The 15,538-nt window shown below is 50.8% G+C and carries 15 protein-coding genes; 13 read left to right on the top strand and 2 right to left on the bottom strand.

The genetic code is table 11. The annotated features are described in order from the left end of the window. Positions 1-91: 91 nt before the first annotated feature. Positions 92-1,000, top strand: coding sequence for a formyltetrahydrofolate deformylase (gene purU, locus JMW05_RS08980; RefSeq protein ID WP_201504958.1), 909 nt, complete (start codon positions 92-94; stop codon positions 998-1,000). Between the two features lie 104 nt (positions 1,001-1,104). Here purU and JMW05_RS08985 read toward each other — a convergent pair whose 3' ends face one another. Further along, positions 1,105-1,896: a cytochrome C assembly family protein gene (locus JMW05_RS08985; RefSeq protein WP_201504959.1), complete on the bottom strand. Its 792-nt coding sequence runs from the start codon at positions 1,894-1,896 to the stop codon at positions 1,105-1,107. A gap of 232 nt (positions 1,897-2,128) precedes the next feature. Between JMW05_RS08985 and ffh the strand changes: the two genes are divergently transcribed. The 7 genes from ffh to JMW05_RS09020 all read left to right on the top strand — a co-directional run bounded on the left by ffh (position 2,129) and on the right by JMW05_RS09020 (position 8,703). After that, on the top strand, positions 2,129-3,673 hold the full coding sequence (gene ffh, locus JMW05_RS08990; protein WP_201504960.1) for a signal recognition particle protein: 1,545 nt from the start codon (positions 2,129-2,131) through the stop codon (positions 3,671-3,673). Between the two features lie 272 nt (positions 3,674-3,945). Beyond that, positions 3,946-4,641: a tRNA (adenosine(37)-N6)-threonylcarbamoyltransferase complex dimerization subunit type 1 TsaB gene (tsaB, locus tag JMW05_RS08995; RefSeq protein WP_201504961.1), complete on the top strand. Its 696-nt coding sequence runs from the start codon at positions 3,946-3,948 to the stop codon at positions 4,639-4,641. 115 nt (positions 4,642-4,756) lie between these two features. Next, positions 4,757-5,599 (top strand): undecaprenyl-diphosphate phosphatase, encoded by an 843-nt coding sequence (locus tag JMW05_RS09000; protein WP_201504962.1) that lies wholly within the window; start codon positions 4,757-4,759, stop codon positions 5,597-5,599. 101 nt (positions 5,600-5,700) lie between these two features. Next, positions 5,701-6,558: a class I SAM-dependent methyltransferase gene (locus JMW05_RS09005; RefSeq protein ID WP_201504963.1), complete on the top strand. Its 858-nt coding sequence runs from the start codon at positions 5,701-5,703 to the stop codon at positions 6,556-6,558. A gap of 91 nt (positions 6,559-6,649) precedes the next feature. Next, complete coding sequence (ubiA, locus tag JMW05_RS09010) at positions 6,650-7,570, top strand: 4-hydroxybenzoate octaprenyltransferase (protein WP_201505585.1); 921 nt, start codon at positions 6,650-6,652, stop codon at positions 7,568-7,570. Between the two features lie 37 nt (positions 7,571-7,607). Then, positions 7,608-8,132 (top strand): GTP-binding protein, encoded by a 525-nt coding sequence (locus JMW05_RS09015; RefSeq protein WP_201504964.1) that lies wholly within the window; start codon positions 7,608-7,610, stop codon positions 8,130-8,132. A 118-nt stretch (positions 8,133-8,250) separates the two neighbouring features. Continuing rightward, on the top strand, positions 8,251-8,703 hold the full coding sequence (locus tag JMW05_RS09020; RefSeq protein WP_201504965.1) for a roadblock/LC7 domain-containing protein: 453 nt from the start codon (positions 8,251-8,253) through the stop codon (positions 8,701-8,703). A 1-nt stretch (position 8,704) separates the two neighbouring features. Here the strand turns inward: JMW05_RS09020 and JMW05_RS09025 are convergent, their stop codons facing one another. Continuing rightward, positions 8,705-10,375, bottom strand: a complete 1,671-nt coding sequence (locus JMW05_RS09025) for a cryptochrome/photolyase family protein (protein WP_201504966.1) — start codon at positions 10,373-10,375, stop codon at positions 8,705-8,707. Positions 10,376-10,675: 300 nt separating this feature from the next. Here JMW05_RS09025 and JMW05_RS09030 point away from each other — a divergent pair, with 300 nt between their 5' ends. From JMW05_RS09030 to accD, 5 genes are all read left to right on the top strand, one after another. Next, positions 10,676-11,314, top strand: a complete 639-nt coding sequence (locus tag JMW05_RS09030) for a phosphoribosylanthranilate isomerase (protein WP_201504967.1) — start codon at positions 10,676-10,678, stop codon at positions 11,312-11,314. A gap of 80 nt (positions 11,315-11,394) precedes the next feature. Next, the gene (locus JMW05_RS09035; RefSeq protein WP_201504968.1) at positions 11,395-12,147 is read left to right on the top strand and encodes an SDR family oxidoreductase; all 753 of its coding nucleotides are present in this window, start codon (positions 11,395-11,397) and stop codon (positions 12,145-12,147) included. Positions 12,148-12,194: 47 nt separating this feature from the next. After that, entirely contained in the window at positions 12,195-13,412 is a 1,218-nt protein-coding gene (gene trpB, locus JMW05_RS09040; protein WP_201504969.1) for a tryptophan synthase subunit beta, read from the top strand. A gap of 65 nt (positions 13,413-13,477) precedes the next feature. After that, positions 13,478-14,308, top strand: coding sequence for a tryptophan synthase subunit alpha (trpA, locus tag JMW05_RS09045; protein ID WP_201504970.1), 831 nt, complete (start codon positions 13,478-13,480; stop codon positions 14,306-14,308). 182 nt (positions 14,309-14,490) lie between these two features. Then, on the top strand, positions 14,491-15,408 hold the full coding sequence (accD, locus tag JMW05_RS09050; RefSeq protein ID WP_227691570.1) for an acetyl-CoA carboxylase, carboxyltransferase subunit beta: 918 nt from the start codon (positions 14,491-14,493) through the stop codon (positions 15,406-15,408). The last annotated feature ends 130 nt before the right edge of the window (positions 15,409-15,538 follow it).

Genomic DNA, 15,538 nt, shown 5'->3' on the forward strand with positions numbered 1-15,538 from the left:
GTGTAAAAGCGATTAAAATAGCTGCCTTACTTGATCTGTGCGCCTTATTGCTCGCGGACGAAGTTCAATTTTTTGTTTAACTGGATATCTTATGCCAACTAAAAAAACCAATCCAACACCACCTGCTGCTGACGCTGCCAACCCAGCCACAGACACTGCCACTTTACTCATTAAATGTAAGGATCAAGCAGGTATTGTCCAAGCGGTTTCTGAATTTACGCACCGCTATGGCGCGAACATCATCACTCTAGACCAGTACTCAACCGCACACGAAGGCGGGCAGTACTTTATGCGCTTGGAATTTGCACTAGCGGGGCTGAGCGATATTATTGATAACTTTGAAGCCAGCTTTGCGCACACGGTTGCCAAGCGCTATGAGATGACGTGGCGCTTACATGACAATGCCATTAAAACCAAAGTCGGCATTTTGGTGTCGAAGTTTGACCATGCGTTACTTGACTTGTTGTGGCGTCATCAGCGCGGCTTGCTCGATTGCGAGATTACGTCTGTCGTCAGTAACCATAACGATTTGCGTCAAGCGGTCGAAAACTTTGGCATCACCTTCCACCACGTGCCTGTGACCAAGAGCAACAAAGCCGAAGCCGAAGCTGAAATCCACAAGCTGATGCAGGGCAATGACTTATTGGTCTTAGCGCGCTATATGCAGATTCTATCTCCAGACTTCGTCTCGCGCTGGCCGATGCAGATTATTAACATTCACCACTCGTTCTTACCTGCATTCGTCGGTGCAGACCCATATCGCCAAGCCTATGACAAAGGCGTCAAACTGATTGGTGCAACGGCGCATTACGTGACCGAAGAGCTGGATCAAGGACCGATTATCGAGCAAGACGTACAGCGCGTGACCCATCGCCAAAGCGTGCCTGAGCTGCGCGCCATCGGTCGTGATGTCGAGCGTAATGTGCTGGCGCGTGCGGTCAACTGGCACGTACAAAACCGCGTCATCGTTGCAGGCAACAAAACCGTGGTTTTTAACTAAAGTGCTGTTTATAAAGACCTACATTGGTTTTATAAAAACTGAGTGATTACCCATAAAAAAAGGTCTGATACGTTATCAGACCTTTTTTTATGACGTGCTCAACATCAAAGCAAAAGCTCAATCACAAACTTACTGCCAACAAAGCCAATGGCCAATAAGATAAAGGCATAAACGGTTAAGTTTGCCGCCCGCTTGCCGCGCCAACCTGCGCGCCAATGCCCCATCAATAAGCCACCGAGGAGCAGCCAAGACAGCACACTAAACACCGTCTTATGCACGATATGCTGCGCAAATAGGTCTTGGACGTACACAAAGCCCAAGCCCAGCGCAATGCTGAGCAGCACAAAGCTGACCAAAATCATATCAAAGAGTAAGCCTTCCATGCTTTGTAAGGGCGGCAGCTTATGCACCCAAAAGCGGTGAATGGTTTGGTGCTTCAGTTCACGAATTTGCAAGCGCAAAAACAGTGCCTGCACCGTCGCCATCAGCAGCACACAGTAGGCGGCGAATGAGATTAAAATATGCGCCTCTAGCCCCATGCTAAGGTCCGTCAATGGGCGATACGGCGCACGGCCAAATGCCCCAATGGTCATTCCCAATAGCGCTGTCGGCGCCGCCAATACCCCAAGACTTAAAATCGGACGGTATAAGCAAAACAGAATATAAAACAACAAAAACAGCAGACTGATAAAGCTCAAGACATTGAATAAATTAAAATTCAGCCCATATAGCGTGACCATATGGGGATACAAGACCGCCGCGTGTGCCACGACACCCACCAACAATCCTGCCAAACTGATGCCTTTGTGCATCGGCGTTTGCTGAATCAGCGCCCATACAATATGGGCACCCACCGCAATATACGCCATACTGGCTATCACAAATGCAAACGACACAGGCAAGCCTCACTACATATCAAAAGCATATTAACGACGCGACGACGCGTGAAAATGGTATGATTAGAATAATCCCTCAATTTATCATAAAATAGAGCCAGATTGAGCGCCATCTCACTTATTATTTGAGACAAATTATCAATAAGCATCTTTTGCCCGCCCGCGTATTGCCGCGGCGACCGTGCTGTATTGCAACCGATGTATAGATTCACCCGTAAACTGAGAGCCAGATATGTTTGATACTTTAACTGAACGCTTATCATCAAGCCTGCGCAACATCGTTGGCAGTGGGCAACTGACAGAAGACAACATCAAAGACACCCTACGCGAAGTGCGCATGGCATTACTAGAGGCCGATGTGGCCTTGCCTGTGACCCGCGACTTTGTCAAACGCGTAAAAGAACAAGCCCTCGGCGCAGAAGTGCTCAAAGAGCTCGCGCCAGGTCAAGCGTTTGTGAAAATCGTCCATGACGAATTGACTGAAATGATGGGCAGCGCCAACCAGCAACTTGAAATGACGGGCAAGCCGCCTGTGGTGTACTTGCTGGCAGGTCTGCAAGGTGCGGGTAAAACCACCACCGCGGGTAAACTTGCCAAATACTTGCAAGAGCGCCAAAAGAAAAAAGTCATGCTGGTGTCTGCCGACGTATACCGTCCCGCCGCGATTAAGCAGCTTGAGCAAGTCGCAGGTCAAGTGGGCGCAAAATTCGTGCCTTCAAGCACCGACCAAAGCCCCATCGATATCGCTCGCCGCGCCATCGAAGAAGCCAAGCTGCAATACCAAGACATCCTTATCATCGATACCGCAGGTCGCTTGCACATTGATGACAACATGATGGACGAAATCAAAGCGCTGACTGCGGCTGTGAATCCATCAGAGACGCTATTCGTCGTTGACTCAATGACAGGGCAAGATGCGGCGAATACCGCCAAAGCCTTTAACGATGCGCTGCCTTTGACGGGTGTTATCTTAACCAAGACCGACGGCGATGCGCGCGGCGGTGCGGCGCTATCGGTACGCGCCATCACAGGCAAGCCGATTAAATTCCTCGGTCGTGGTGAAAAACTGGACGCGCTTGAAGCCTTTCACCCTGAGCGTATTGCCCAGCGTATCCTTGGTATGGGCGACGTTTTAAGTTTGGTCGAAGAAGTCGAGCAAAAAATCGACCGCGAAAAAGCCGAAAAAATGGCGCAAAAAATGCAAAAGGGCGGCGAGTTTGACCTAGAAGACTTGCTCACTCAGTTCCAGCAAATGAAAAACATGGGCGGCATGGCAGGCTTTTTGGATAAGATGCCCGGTATGGGCGGCTCAGACATGCAAAAAGCGGTCGAAGATGCCAAGCCTGAAGAAAAAGTCAAAGAGATGGAAGCGCTGATTAACTCGATGACGCCGTTTGAGCGCCGCAATCCTGACAAAATTAACCCAAGCCGTAAGCGCCGTATTGCCGCAGGCTCAGGACGCAACATTCAAGACGTCAACCGTTTGCTCAAGCAGCACAAGCAAATGGCAAAAATGATGAAAATGATTTCCAAACCTGATGGCATCAGCAAAATGATGAAAGCAGTGCAAGGTCTGGCAGGCGGCGCTGCAGGTGGCGGCGGTCCACTGTTCGGCGGCGGCAACCAAGGCAAAGGCGGCATGCAAGACGTAAACCAAGCGGAACTTGCCAAGCAAATGGGACTCGACCCCAACAACATGCCAAGCGCTGAAGAGATGCAAAAAAAGATGCAAGAAATGCAGTCGCAAGCGCCAAAGAAGTTTAAAACCCGTTTTTAAGTTAATCGGCGCACAAGTACGACATCACTCATCATGATTGACACGCCCTTAAAGCGCGCTGCTTTGAGGGCTTTTTTATGTGCTTATTACAAGATATTAGTGATGAGTGTATTGTGCTGCAAACGTGCTTATAGCGTGTTTGATTCGCAGGTTTAGCACGCATCTGCTCACGTGAAGAAACGATGAAAATCACAGAAAATCACACCAGAAGACATGCTAAGTGCTATGATAGGCGCAATTTTGTATTGCCGATTGATACAGCTGAGGTGAGGATGTTTTTAGCGATAGATACCGTATTTGACCAGTGCTCTGTGGCGCTGCTGGACGCATCGGGCAAGGTGCTCGGCGAAGCAACCAAGCGCGACAAACGCCAACAAACACAGCAAATCCTACCGATGATTGATGCGCTCTTAGGCGCCCATGATTGCAAGCTGCCTGATATTCAGGCACTTTTTTTTAATCGCGGACCAGGGGCATTTAGCGGTATTCGTATCAATACGGCGGTGGTACAAGCCTTATCGGTCGCCCAAAACATTCCGTGCGTGGGTATCTCAAGCCTACAAGCCATCGCGCAGCAAGCCTATAGCGAGCATCAGCTGACTGAGCTGTACAGCGCGCACGATGCGCGGATGTCTCAAGTGTACTTTGGGCAATATGCCTTACAAGCAGGCATCATGCAGCCTGTCAGCCAGCAAGATGCGGCAGGTGAAGATGCAGACACTGAGTGCTTGCTCGATTATGATACCGCGACCGAAGCGCTGCTGCCCATCGCAGGTGATGGCGCGCCCTTGTCAACCAAACAAGCGGGGCAGACGTATTACGCCGACATTATTCCCACTGCCGCCGTTATTGGTATATTGGGGGTTGCTGAATATCATAAGATGGGCGGCGTAAGCGCTGCCCATGCCCTGCCCAAATATCTGCGCAACAAAGCATGGAAAACCCTCAAAGAGCAAGGCAAAGCCTAAACCCTATCTTTATCTTTTTTCGAGTACCGAGCGCCAAGCCGCGCTTGGTACAGTATTCTCAACGCACACATAACACTGCATATACGACCAGTATACTGGTCTTAGGACTACCATCGTGGATATCATTTTATTAATCAAAGCCGTCATCATGGGTATTGTTGAGGGCATCACCGAGTTTTTGCCCATATCGAGTACGGGGTATTTGATTTTGTCTGCGGACATCATGAACTTTTGGGACAAAGACAAGGTCGACTTGTTCGTGGTGGTGGTGCAGCTCGGCGCGATTTTGGCAGTGATTTATGATTACTGGGGGCGTTTGTGGCAAGCGCTGGTCGGCTTATTGACGGGCAAGGCTGACGGCATGAGCAATCCGCGTCAGCTCGGCTTAAGCCTGATTGTGGCGACCATTCCTGTGATGATTGTCGGCTTTACCTTCGCCGATGAAATCAAAGCCTATTTGTTCAATCCCATTACCGTCGCTATCATGCTGATTATCGGTGGTTTGCTAATTTTTTATGTAGAAAAACGTCCCAAAGAAATCGTTGCCCATGAGGCGGAGCAGATCAGCATTAAGACTGCGTTGTTGATTGGTTTGTTTCAGTGTTTGGCATTGATTCCTGGCACGTCGCGTTCAGGCTCGACCATCATTGGCGCGCTGTGGCTTGGCGTTTCGCGTAAGGCATCGGCGGAGTTTTCGTTTTTCTTAGGCATTCCTGTGATTGTTGGTGCAGCGCTCTTAGATTTGCTCAAGCATCACGAAGTGCTGAGCAGTAGTGAAGACTGGTGGGTGCTCGCGGTGGGTACGGTTGTCTCCTTTGTAGTGGCATTATTATGTATCCGCTGGCTGGTCGATTGGGTCAGCCGCCGCGACTTTACCATTTTTGCGTGGCTGCGTATCATTACGGGTATCTTGGTGTTGATTGCTACATGGGTGTTTGGCTATCAAATCACCGCCTAAGCGATAGACCGCGTATTTTTCAGACAAACGCGGTCGATTATGAGATATACGCGCTGTGACTTTCATAAAAACAGCGCTATGATAAGGACAATGATGTATTCATGAGTACTTCGCTTACAGCGCTTGGCTGCCAGCTTTTATATACCGATTCGGTGGCGCTTGAAGATATTGCGGCGATTGAGCGATTGGTTGCCGATGCGGCAATTCCGCTTACGCTGCAAGCTGCGCCGTTAACAGGGAAGCTGAACACGCGCTACAAGCGCCAGCTCAGTGAAGAAAGCGCGTCTCCTGTCTTGATATTGGAAGGCAGCTATGAGCTGTCATGGCTCAGCGGTGAGCTGTTGGTGACACCTGCATGGCACAAGCTACAGCGGCGCGTGGTACGGGCAGGGCGCAAGTATGAGCTGTTATTGCAAGCGGCAAAAATCAACGAACACAGCCGCGTTGTTGATGGAACTGCAGGGTTTGGTCATGACAGCCTGATTTTGGCCAGTACTGGCGCAAAAGTATGTATGCTAGAAGCTGCGCCCATTATGGCGCTTTTGTTATTGGCTGAGCAGCAGCGTATGCGCGGGCAGCCCAACTGGCAAAAGCTGATGGCGCGTTTGCAGATTCGCTACGGCAGCATGCAGCAGTATGCAGATGCCTTGGCACGCACGGCAGATGTCGATATGGTGTATCTGGACCCGATGTTTCCAGAAGGCAGTTACCAAGACCGCAAAAATGGCAAAGGCGCAAAGGTCGGTAAAGAGATGCAAGCCTTGCATCGTCTAGCGCTACCCCCTACTATAGAAGAAGAAAAGACCTTGCTTGCGGCCGCCACGCGCTTATGTCAGACCGATACCCGTGGCGGGCGTGTGATTGTCAAGCGCCCAAGCGATGCCCCTGTATTGGCAGACGCATCGCCTGATGAGCAGTGGCACAATGATGCATTGCGTTTTGATGGCTATTTTGTGTGACACGCTCAGCGTAAGATACGCTGCATTTGATAAAACCCGAACCATTTTTTATTTGTAATTTGATATGCCTATGACGTTGTCTGCCCCTGCTATGAGTCTTAAAGACAAGCTGCACGCTTATATCCAGCTGACACGCTTTGATAAGCCTGTGGGCATTGAGCTGCTGCTATGGCCGACATTATGGGGCGTGATGCTCGCAGCAATGAGCGCGGCACAATCGGAAGGGCTAAGCGCGGGTCTGCCAGCGCTAAAGATACTCACGATTTTTGCCCTTGGTGCGATATTCATGCGGGCGGCAGGCTGCGCGATTAATGATTTTGCTGACCGCAAGGTCGACGGTTTTGTGACACGCACTAAAGGACGCCCACTTGCCGATGGTCGCTTGAGTGGTAAAGAGGCGGTCGGCGCGTTTGTTGTCTTATCGCTTATCAGTGCCAGTTTGCTGTTTTTCTTGCCCGTCTCGGTGTTTTATTGGTCACTTGGCGCGGTTGCTTTGGCGTTTATTTATCCGTTTATGAAGCGCTATACCCATTTGCCGCAAGTGTTTTTGGCCGCCGCCTTTGGTTGGGCGATACCGATGGCCTATGTGGCGATAGCGGGCGCGCCTGATATCTGGTGCTGGCTGCTGTTTATGGCCTATATGTGCTGGACGGTGGCGTACGACACTCAGTATGCGATGGCAGACCGAGCCGATGATTTGCAAGTCGGTATTAAGTCCACGGCGATACTCTTTGGTCGTTTCGATATCGTGATGATTGCGCTGTTACAGACCGCGTTTTTGCTTTTGATGGGTGTGGTGATGTGGCATTACTTTGTGCCAACGTCGCTGAGCGTTGCCCCTGTATTTGGGCTTGCCTTGGTGGCGATGATGTTTGCCAAACAAAACCGCGCCTGCGCCACCCAAATGCCCATGGCGTGTTTTCGCGCGTTTTTGGACAATGTGTGGGTGGGGCGTTATTTGTTTGTGGTGATTGCTATGGTGTGTGTGTGGAGTACCTTCAGCGCCACATAATACGGATGTTTGTCTGAATCGAGGTCATGTATTTGTTATGCAACGTTTAAAAATCGTCTTTAGTGGCCCGATGGGGGCAGGTAAAACCGCGGCAATTGCCAGCTTGTCCGATATCGAAGTGGTCTCAACTGAGGTGCAAAATACCGACCTTGAGCAGCACAGCAAGTCGCTGACCACTGTGGGCATGGATTACGGCGAGCTAAGAGTCGATGCCAATACCAGTATTGGTCTGTATGGCACGCCAGGGCAGGAGCGCTTTAGCTTTATTTGGCCGATTTTGGCACAAGGGGCGCTTGGGGTGATTATCCTCATTGACCACTCAGCGCGTGATTCGGTCGCGGACTTGGCGCACTATCTTGAGACCTTTGATAAAATCTATCAAGGGCGCGTGGTGGTTGGCGTCAGTCACGTTGACGCCATGCCTGAGCGTCCTTTTGATATTTATCGTGAGTGGCTTGACAGCAAAAACCGCATGCTGCCGATTTTCCCTGTTGACTTGCGTGAAAAAGACGATGTGCTGCTGCTGGTTGAGACCATCATCACCGCGCTAGAAGACGCCTAATGTCATACCTTGCCTGTATTTGGGCAAGCGCTGTAACTGCTGTATAAAAAAGATGTATGTTGATGGCGCTACTGGCGCTGGTATTTAACCGTGTTATAACCTTGATGACGGATATATTATGTTCGATGATGCGTTGTTTCAAAATCAATCTAGCCGCGTAAAACCTTCAGATGCCTATATGGGCGCTGCCAAGGCGGTGCTGCACGAGCTGGTACACACCACCAGTGGTATCGATGGGGTGCTGCTCGCCTCAACAGATGGCTTTGAGATTGTCTCTATTTTTCAAAAAGACTACGACGCGGGCAAGCTGTCGGCCGTCGGCAGCTCAATCTTGGCACTGGTGCAGGCGTTGACCGCCGAAGCCCAGCTGACGGGTTGTCGTTCGGTGATTTTGGACGCCAATAATGGCAAGGTCATGATAAGCTCAGTCGCCAATGAAAATCAGCCGATGATTATTATCCTTGTGACCAAACAACAAGTGCTACTCGGGCAAATCATGCACGGCATGAACAAAGCCACCAACGAATTGGTGGCGTTGGACGCCGAGCATAACGTTAAAGCGTCTGCATAAATTATTTGCTGTCTTTAAAAGTGGCAATGGTGTCTTTACGCGCCGCCTTGTGATCGACGATAGGGGCAGGATAATCAATATCGTAATAAGGATTGTCCTGCTTTTTGTCTTTTTGCTTGTTCTTGTCTTTTTTCTTTTCTTCTTTGTCCTTATCCCCAAATGCCTTGTTCAGCTTAGCTTCAGAGTGCAGGACATCCGCAGGCACGTCCGCGAGCTCAGGCAGCCATTTTTTGATAAACAGTGCGTCTTTGTCATGGCTTTTGCCTTGGCTAAAAGGATTCATGATGCGAAAGTAGGGCGCAGAGTCTGTACCTGTCGAGGCGCTCCACTGCCAGCCGCCATTGTTTGAGACAAAGTCGCCATCAATCAGATTTTGCACAAAGTACGTTTCGCCCCAGCGCCAATCTATCAATAAATCCTTGGTCAAAAACATTGCCACCACCATACGCAAGCGATTGTGCATAAAGCCTGTGGCGTTTAAGCAGCGCATCGCGGCATCGACAAGTGGCACGCCTGTACGCCCGCAGCACCACGCGGCAAAGTCATCTTCGTCATACGACCAGTCCACCGCTTTATCCAGCTTTTTGTTATACGCCTCGTGGCGAATCAGCTCAGGCTTATCACACAGCACGTGGCGGTAGAAGTCGCGCCACGCAAGTTCACTACACCAGCGGGTGATGTCCGTCTCATCGCTGTCCTTGTTGCTGCGCTTGCGCTCTAGGTGCTCTATGGCGGCAAGGTAGCAGCGGCGCGGGCTAATCATGCCTGTCGTTAGATAGGCGGATAGGCGGCTGGTGGCGTGCGAATGCGGGGTGTCGCGGTGGGTATCGTAGTCGTCGATATCGTCGCTGATAAAGTCATGTAAACGCGCCTCTGGGGCGTCCATATCGGCAGGATAGTTGTCACGTGTGCGCGCCAACTGCTCGGCAATATTGATGTGTTTGAGCGCATCACGCTTTTGCCAGTCGTCTTGATAGGCGTTGACAATGTCTTTGGTTAAGGTGTCGATGCTGCTTTTGCTATCGGCATGCGTGACTTTTTTGGTTAATGCCTCGGCAAGCGATGTTACGGGCGCTGGCGTGTTTTCATTGACCAGAGTAGGGCTGTGACAACTCATCGGACTGACGTCGAGATGCTGCTGCCACTTTTTATAAAATGGCGTAAATACCTTATACATCGTGCCTTCACCTGTGGTGATGCTGGCGGGCGGCAACACGCATTGGTCGTGATGGCGGATGACGCTGATATTGTGCTCGGCAAGATTGGCAATCAGCTGGGTGTCGCGGTTGATTTCGTTCTCTTCATATTCATGGTTTGCCATCACGCAGGTGACATCGGTGTCGATACACAGCTGCGTTAATATCTCGGCGCAATCATCGAACGTATCACAGACCGCGACCGTTAATGTGATGTTGAGTTTGTCTTTGAGTGCTTGAGCCAAATGCGGCAAACGGCGGGCGATAAAGTCCACTTGCGTCACCGCCGTGTCGTGCTGTTGCCACTGTTTGGGTGTCATAAAAAAAACAGCGGACACGTGGGCGCGGTCTTTTTGCGCTTTGTCACACAATGCGCTCAAGGCAGTGTTGTCATCGATGCGCAAATCGCGGCGAAACCACATCAAATAATGCAGCGGCGTCAGTTGGTTGTTATCATCGGTTTTTTTATCAGCCATCGGGTGTCCTTTTTTTTAATTTTTTAACGTCAATTTAAGGTAAAAATAAAACAACTACACCAGCGAACGCCAGCGGGTACAAGATGGCTAAAAGTATGCTAGGATAAGTTTTTACGCGCAATTGAAACCCCGCAGGATTAACATTATTACCTGTACGGGTAACAAATTGTCATCACTTCTTTACCCCAAAGACCGCAAAATAAAGGGCATTTATGCTTGCGGGATTTGGGTTTGTCTTTTTTAGCCCATCGGCTTGTTGGCAGAGTGCAGCAAGCGCGGTCGAGCGATACAGGTGGCAGCATGCAAGTGAAGTTTTGTGGATTTACCGAGGCAGCAGACATTCAGGCGGCGGTGACGCTGGGTGCGGATGCGATAGGCTTGGTGTTTTATCCACCCAGCCCGCGTGCGGTAGACATCGAGACGGCGCGTGAACTGGTCAAGGCAGTGCCTGCCTTTGTCAGCATCACCGCCTTGGTCGTCAATATCTCCGCGCAAGATTTACAAACACTTGCCGATTCAGTATGCTTTGATGTCGTTCAGTTCCATGGCGATGAGTCGCCCGAGCAGTGCCAAGCGCTGGCAGGTGCGATTAACAAGCGCTGGATAAAGGCGCTACGCGTCAATAAAGACACGCACAGCTTAGCCCGTATCACCGATGAGATTGCCGCTTATAGCGAGGCAGGCGCGAGCAGTGTGCTGTTAGACGCTTATCATAAGGATGCTTACGGCGGCACAGGGCACCGCTTTGATTGGTCACTGATACCCAACGACAGCGCTGTGCCCTTGATTTTGGCGGGCGGGTTGACCCCTGACAATGCTGCCGATACCTTGCATCTGCCCATACAAGCGCTGGATGTCAGTGGCGGTATCGAATACGCCAAAGGCAAAAAGGACAAGGACAAGATGCAGGCATTTATAGCAGCAGCTAGCGGCAACTAAGGGCAGGTGATGCGCCTCAAGCGCTTTTTTATCACGCTACGAATAACGAAAACGACAACGACAAAGATAAGGATAAGACGATGCAAGTGATGGTCACTGGTGCAAGTGCAGGATTTGGTACCGCGATAGCGCGCGCGTTTATTGAAAAAGGGCACACCGTTATCGGTACAGGTCGCCGCCAAGAAAAGCTCGATGCGCTGCAAGCTGAGCTGGGCGATAACTTTATTCCGCTAAGCTTTGATATTACTGACGTTAAAGGCACTGAGCAGGCATTGCAATCTTTGCCAGAAGCACTACAAACGCTCGATGTACTCGTGAACAATGCAGGGCTTGCCATTGGTCTTGAGACGGCGGACAAGTCGGACATGAGCGAATGGCAACAGATGATTGATACCAACATCACGGGTCTGTGCAATATCACCCAGCTCTTATTGCCAAAGATGGTCGCTGCCAACTCAGGCTACATCATCAATATCGGCTCAACGGCAGGCACATATCCGTACGCAGGCGGCAACGTCTATGGCGCGACGAAAGCCTTTGTGCGTCAGTTTAGCCTAAACCTGCGCGCCGATTTAATCGGTACGGCACTGCGCGTCACCAATGTCGAGCCAGGCTTGTGCGAAGGGACGGAGTTTTCGAATGTGCGCTTTCGCGGTGATGATGAGCGGGCACAAAACGTTTATAAAGATGTTGATGCCATCCGTCCAGAAGACATCGCAAATATCGTGTTGTGGCTTACCGAGCAGCCAAAGCATGTTAATATCAACGCTATTGAGGTCATGCCGACCGCCCAAAGCTTTGCGCCCTTACACGTCCAGCGCCAAGCCTCATAATAAAATGTGAATCGTAAGAACCACGTAAGATAACAAGGATACTTTCCATGTCAAATGCAACTGCAATTAACTTTAATGCCCAGCCCGATGCCAGTGGACACTTTGGGGTTCATGGCGGCCGTTTTGTGTCTGAGACGCTTATGGCAGCCCTAGAAGAGCTAGAAGCGCTTTATACCAAGGTTAAGGCAGACCCAAAGTTTTGGGAAGAGTATCACAATGACCTCGTCAACTACGTCGGGCGTCCAACGCCGCTATATCATGCCAAGCGCTTAAGCGATGAGATTGGTGGCGCGCAGATTTATTTTAAGCGTGAAGACTTAAACCACACAGGCGCGCACAAGGTCAATAACACCATTGGTCAGGCACTGCTTGCCAAAATGTGCGGTAAAAAACGCATCATCGCCGAGACAGGTGCAGGTCAGCACGGCGTGGCAACCGCGACCATCGCGGCGCGTCTTGGACTTGAGTGTATCGTCTATATGGGCGCAGACGACGTCGAGCGCCAAAAGATGAACGTCTACCGTATGCGCTTATTGGGCGCAAAAGTCGTGCCCGTGACCTCAGGCTCTCGCACCCTAAAAGATGCCATGAACGAAGCGATGCGCGACTGGGTGACCAACGTGGACAGCACCTATTACATCATCGGTACGGTCGCAGGGCCGCATCCGTATCCGCTACTGGTGCGTGATTTTCAAGCGATTATTGGTAGAGAAGCGCGCATTCAGCACTTAGAAAAAACCGACAAGCTGCCTGATGCGCTGGTTGCCTGTGTCGGCGGCGGCTCGAATGCCATCGGTCTGTTCTATGACTTTTTAAATGACAAAGACGTTGCCATGTATGGCGTGGAGGCGACAGGCGATGGTATTGAGACAGGTCGCCATTCTGCCCCGCTAGCGGCAGGTCGTATCGGCGTCTTGCACGGCAACCGCACCTACCTGATGGCCGATGATGACGGTCAGATTCAAGAGACGCATTCTATCTCGGCGGGTCTTGACTACCCAGGTGTGGGTCCTGAGCACAGCTTCTTAAAAGACGTTGAGCGTGTGCAATATGTGGGCTGTACCGACAAAGAAGCGTTGTACGGCTTTCATGAAGCGACCAGCAAAGAGGGCATCATCCCTGCGCTTGAGTCAGCGCACGCGGTCGCCTATGCATTAAAGCTTGCCAAAACCATGACCCCAGAGCAAAGCATCATCGTCAATATGTCAGGTCGCGGTGACAAGGACTTGCATTCTGTGATGACCGCAGAAGGAATTGAGCTGTAAGTACCCACACGGCTCACGTCTTGCATGTATATTATTGTCATCATTTATAGGATTTAAAAAATATTATGACCCGAATTAAAAGCACTTTTGACACCCTAAAGTCACAAAACAAAAAAGCCCTGATTCCCTACGTGATGGCAGGCGACCCAAACCCCAGTGTCACCGTAGATTTGCTACACGACTTGGTAGCGCACGGCGCGGACATGATTGAGCTGGGCTTGCCATTTTCTGACCCGATGGCAGACGGTCCGACCGTATCACTGGCAGGCGAGCGCGCCTTGGCGGCAGGTACGAGCACCCGCGATGCGCTGGACATGGTTGCCAAATTCCGCGAAAAAGACAGCAGCACGCCGATTATCATCATGGGCTATTTAAACCCTGTAGAAATCATCGGCTATGATAAGTTTGTCGCGCGCTGCACCGAAGCGGGCGTGGATGGCGTATTGATGGTGGATTTGCCGCCCGCTGAAGCAGGCGATTTTACGCAAAAGCTGCAAGACCACGATATGAATGGGATTTTCCTATTGTCACCGACCACGTTAGCAAAGCGCCGTAAGCAAGTCTTAACCCATTGCAGCGGCTACATTTATTATGTCTCATTAAAAGGCGTGACGGGTTCTGCGACGCTAAACACCGATGATGTGGCGACACAAGTACAAGCGATTAAAGCGGACACGGATTTGCCTGTGTGCGTGGGCTTTGGTATTCGTGATGGCGAGTCAGCAAAGGTGGTCGGTCAGCATGCCGATGGCGTGATTGTCGGCAGTGCGCTGGTGCAGAACTTCGCTAATGTGGGCGAGGACGCAATCGCGATTGCCAATGCCCGCGCCAATATCATGGCAAAAATGGACGAGCTGCGTGCCGCATTAGACAGTCTGTCTGTCACAACCGCGTAGTGCGCTGTTACCCAGATGACTTTGCTAAATTTAGTTTACGTGTGTAAACTAATATGACGTATAATCCTTAATAATGAGCATATAGGCGCGTCTCATAGCCGTCTGTGTGCGCCAGATTCTTTATTTAAATGGATGAGTGTATGAGCAAGCTCGTCCAGCAGCCTTTGATAATGGCAACGACTATGACTGATACCCAAACCCCAACTGACGTGGCAGCTGCTGCCAACAACAAAAAATCCTCTTGGTTAGAGCGCGGTGTGCCTGGTGTAAAGCAACAGCTGACCGCACCTTTGACAGCGGTGAATACTGAGCCATCAACCGAGTGCCCGAACTGCCACACGGTAACCACCAATACCGCACTGATTTTTAACTGCTATGTGTGCCCGCATTGTGACCATCACTTGACCATGACCGCGCGTGACCGCTTGCAGTGGTTTTTAGACGAGGTCGAAGGCGAGCTGGGTCAGCAGTTCTCTGCAAAAGACCCGCTACAGTTCGTGGACAGCAAGCCGTACCCTAAGCGTATGGCAGAAGCGCAAGACAAGACGGGCGAGAGCGAAGCCTTGATTGTGATGCATGGCAAGCTGCGTAACCTAACTGTGGTCGCCTGTGCCTTTGATTTTCGCTTTATGGGCGGCTCGATGGGCTCAGTCGTCGGTGACCGTTTTGTCGAAGCGGCAGAGTACGCACTAGAGCACCGTGTACCGTTGGTGTGCTTTGCAGCCTCAGGCGGCGCGCGTATGCAAGAGGGTCTATTGTCATTGATGCAGATGGCGCGTACCGCGTCTGCCGTTGAGCGCCTGCGCTTGGCAGGTGTGCCGTATTTGGTGGTGTTGACCAACCCAGTCTACGGCGGCGTGACCGCGTCTCTTGCGATGCTCGGTGATATCCACTTGGCAGAGCCAAAAGCCATGATTGGTTTTGCAGGCAAGCGCGTGATTGAGCAGACCGTACGCGAAAAGCTCGAAGAGCCGTTCCAGCGTGCTGAGTACTTGCTCGACCATGGTGTGGTCGATGAAGTGGTGCACCGTCACCAGCTGATTGACACCAGCTACCGCTTACTTGCCAAATTATGTCAACAGCCGAATATCCAAGCGTAAGGCGGCATTGTTGCGCGCTCATTTAAGCTGAATATTTTTATAAATAGCATTTGTCACTTTGAGTGATAAGTGCTATTTTTTGGCCTGTACATTTCGGTGTGCTACCACTGCGTTTTATTTATTGGTTATG

Origin of the sequence: Psychrobacter aestuarii, assembly GCF_904846035.1 — a bacterium.
Taxonomy (GTDB): domain Bacteria; phylum Pseudomonadota; class Gammaproteobacteria; order Pseudomonadales; family Moraxellaceae; genus Psychrobacter; species Psychrobacter aestuarii.

Bases quoted from the DNA above. Each gene is read 5' to 3' on its own strand.
- purU (WP_201504958.1), top strand. From the start codon at position 92: ATGCCAACTAAAAAAACCAATCCAACACCACCTGCTGCTGACGCTGCC.
- ffh (WP_201504960.1), top strand. From the start codon at position 2,129: ATGTTTGATACTTTAACTGAACGCTTATCATCAAGCCTGCGCAACATC.
- tsaB (WP_201504961.1), top strand. From the start codon at position 3,946: ATGTTTTTAGCGATAGATACCGTATTTGACCAGTGCTCTGTGGCGCTG.
- JMW05_RS09005 (WP_201504963.1), top strand. From the start codon at position 5,701: ATGAGTACTTCGCTTACAGCGCTTGGCTGCCAGCTTTTATATACCGAT.
- ubiA (WP_201505585.1), top strand. From the start codon at position 6,650: ATGAGTCTTAAAGACAAGCTGCACGCTTATATCCAGCTGACACGCTTT.
- JMW05_RS09015 (WP_201504964.1), top strand. From the start codon at position 7,608: ATGCAACGTTTAAAAATCGTCTTTAGTGGCCCGATGGGGGCAGGTAAA.
- JMW05_RS09020 (WP_201504965.1), top strand. From the start codon at position 8,251: ATGTTCGATGATGCGTTGTTTCAAAATCAATCTAGCCGCGTAAAACCT.
- JMW05_RS09025 (WP_201504966.1), bottom strand. From the start codon at position 10,375: ATGGCTGATAAAAAAACCGATGATAACAACCAACTGACGCCGCTGCAT.
- JMW05_RS09030 (WP_201504967.1), top strand. From the start codon at position 10,676: ATGCAAGTGAAGTTTTGTGGATTTACCGAGGCAGCAGACATTCAGGCG.
- JMW05_RS09035 (WP_201504968.1), top strand. From the start codon at position 11,395: ATGCAAGTGATGGTCACTGGTGCAAGTGCAGGATTTGGTACCGCGATA.
- trpB (WP_201504969.1), top strand. From the start codon at position 12,195: ATGTCAAATGCAACTGCAATTAACTTTAATGCCCAGCCCGATGCCAGT.
- trpA (WP_201504970.1), top strand. From the start codon at position 13,478: ATGACCCGAATTAAAAGCACTTTTGACACCCTAAAGTCACAAAACAAA.
- accD (WP_227691570.1), top strand. From the start codon at position 14,491: ATGACTGATACCCAAACCCCAACTGACGTGGCAGCTGCTGCCAACAAC.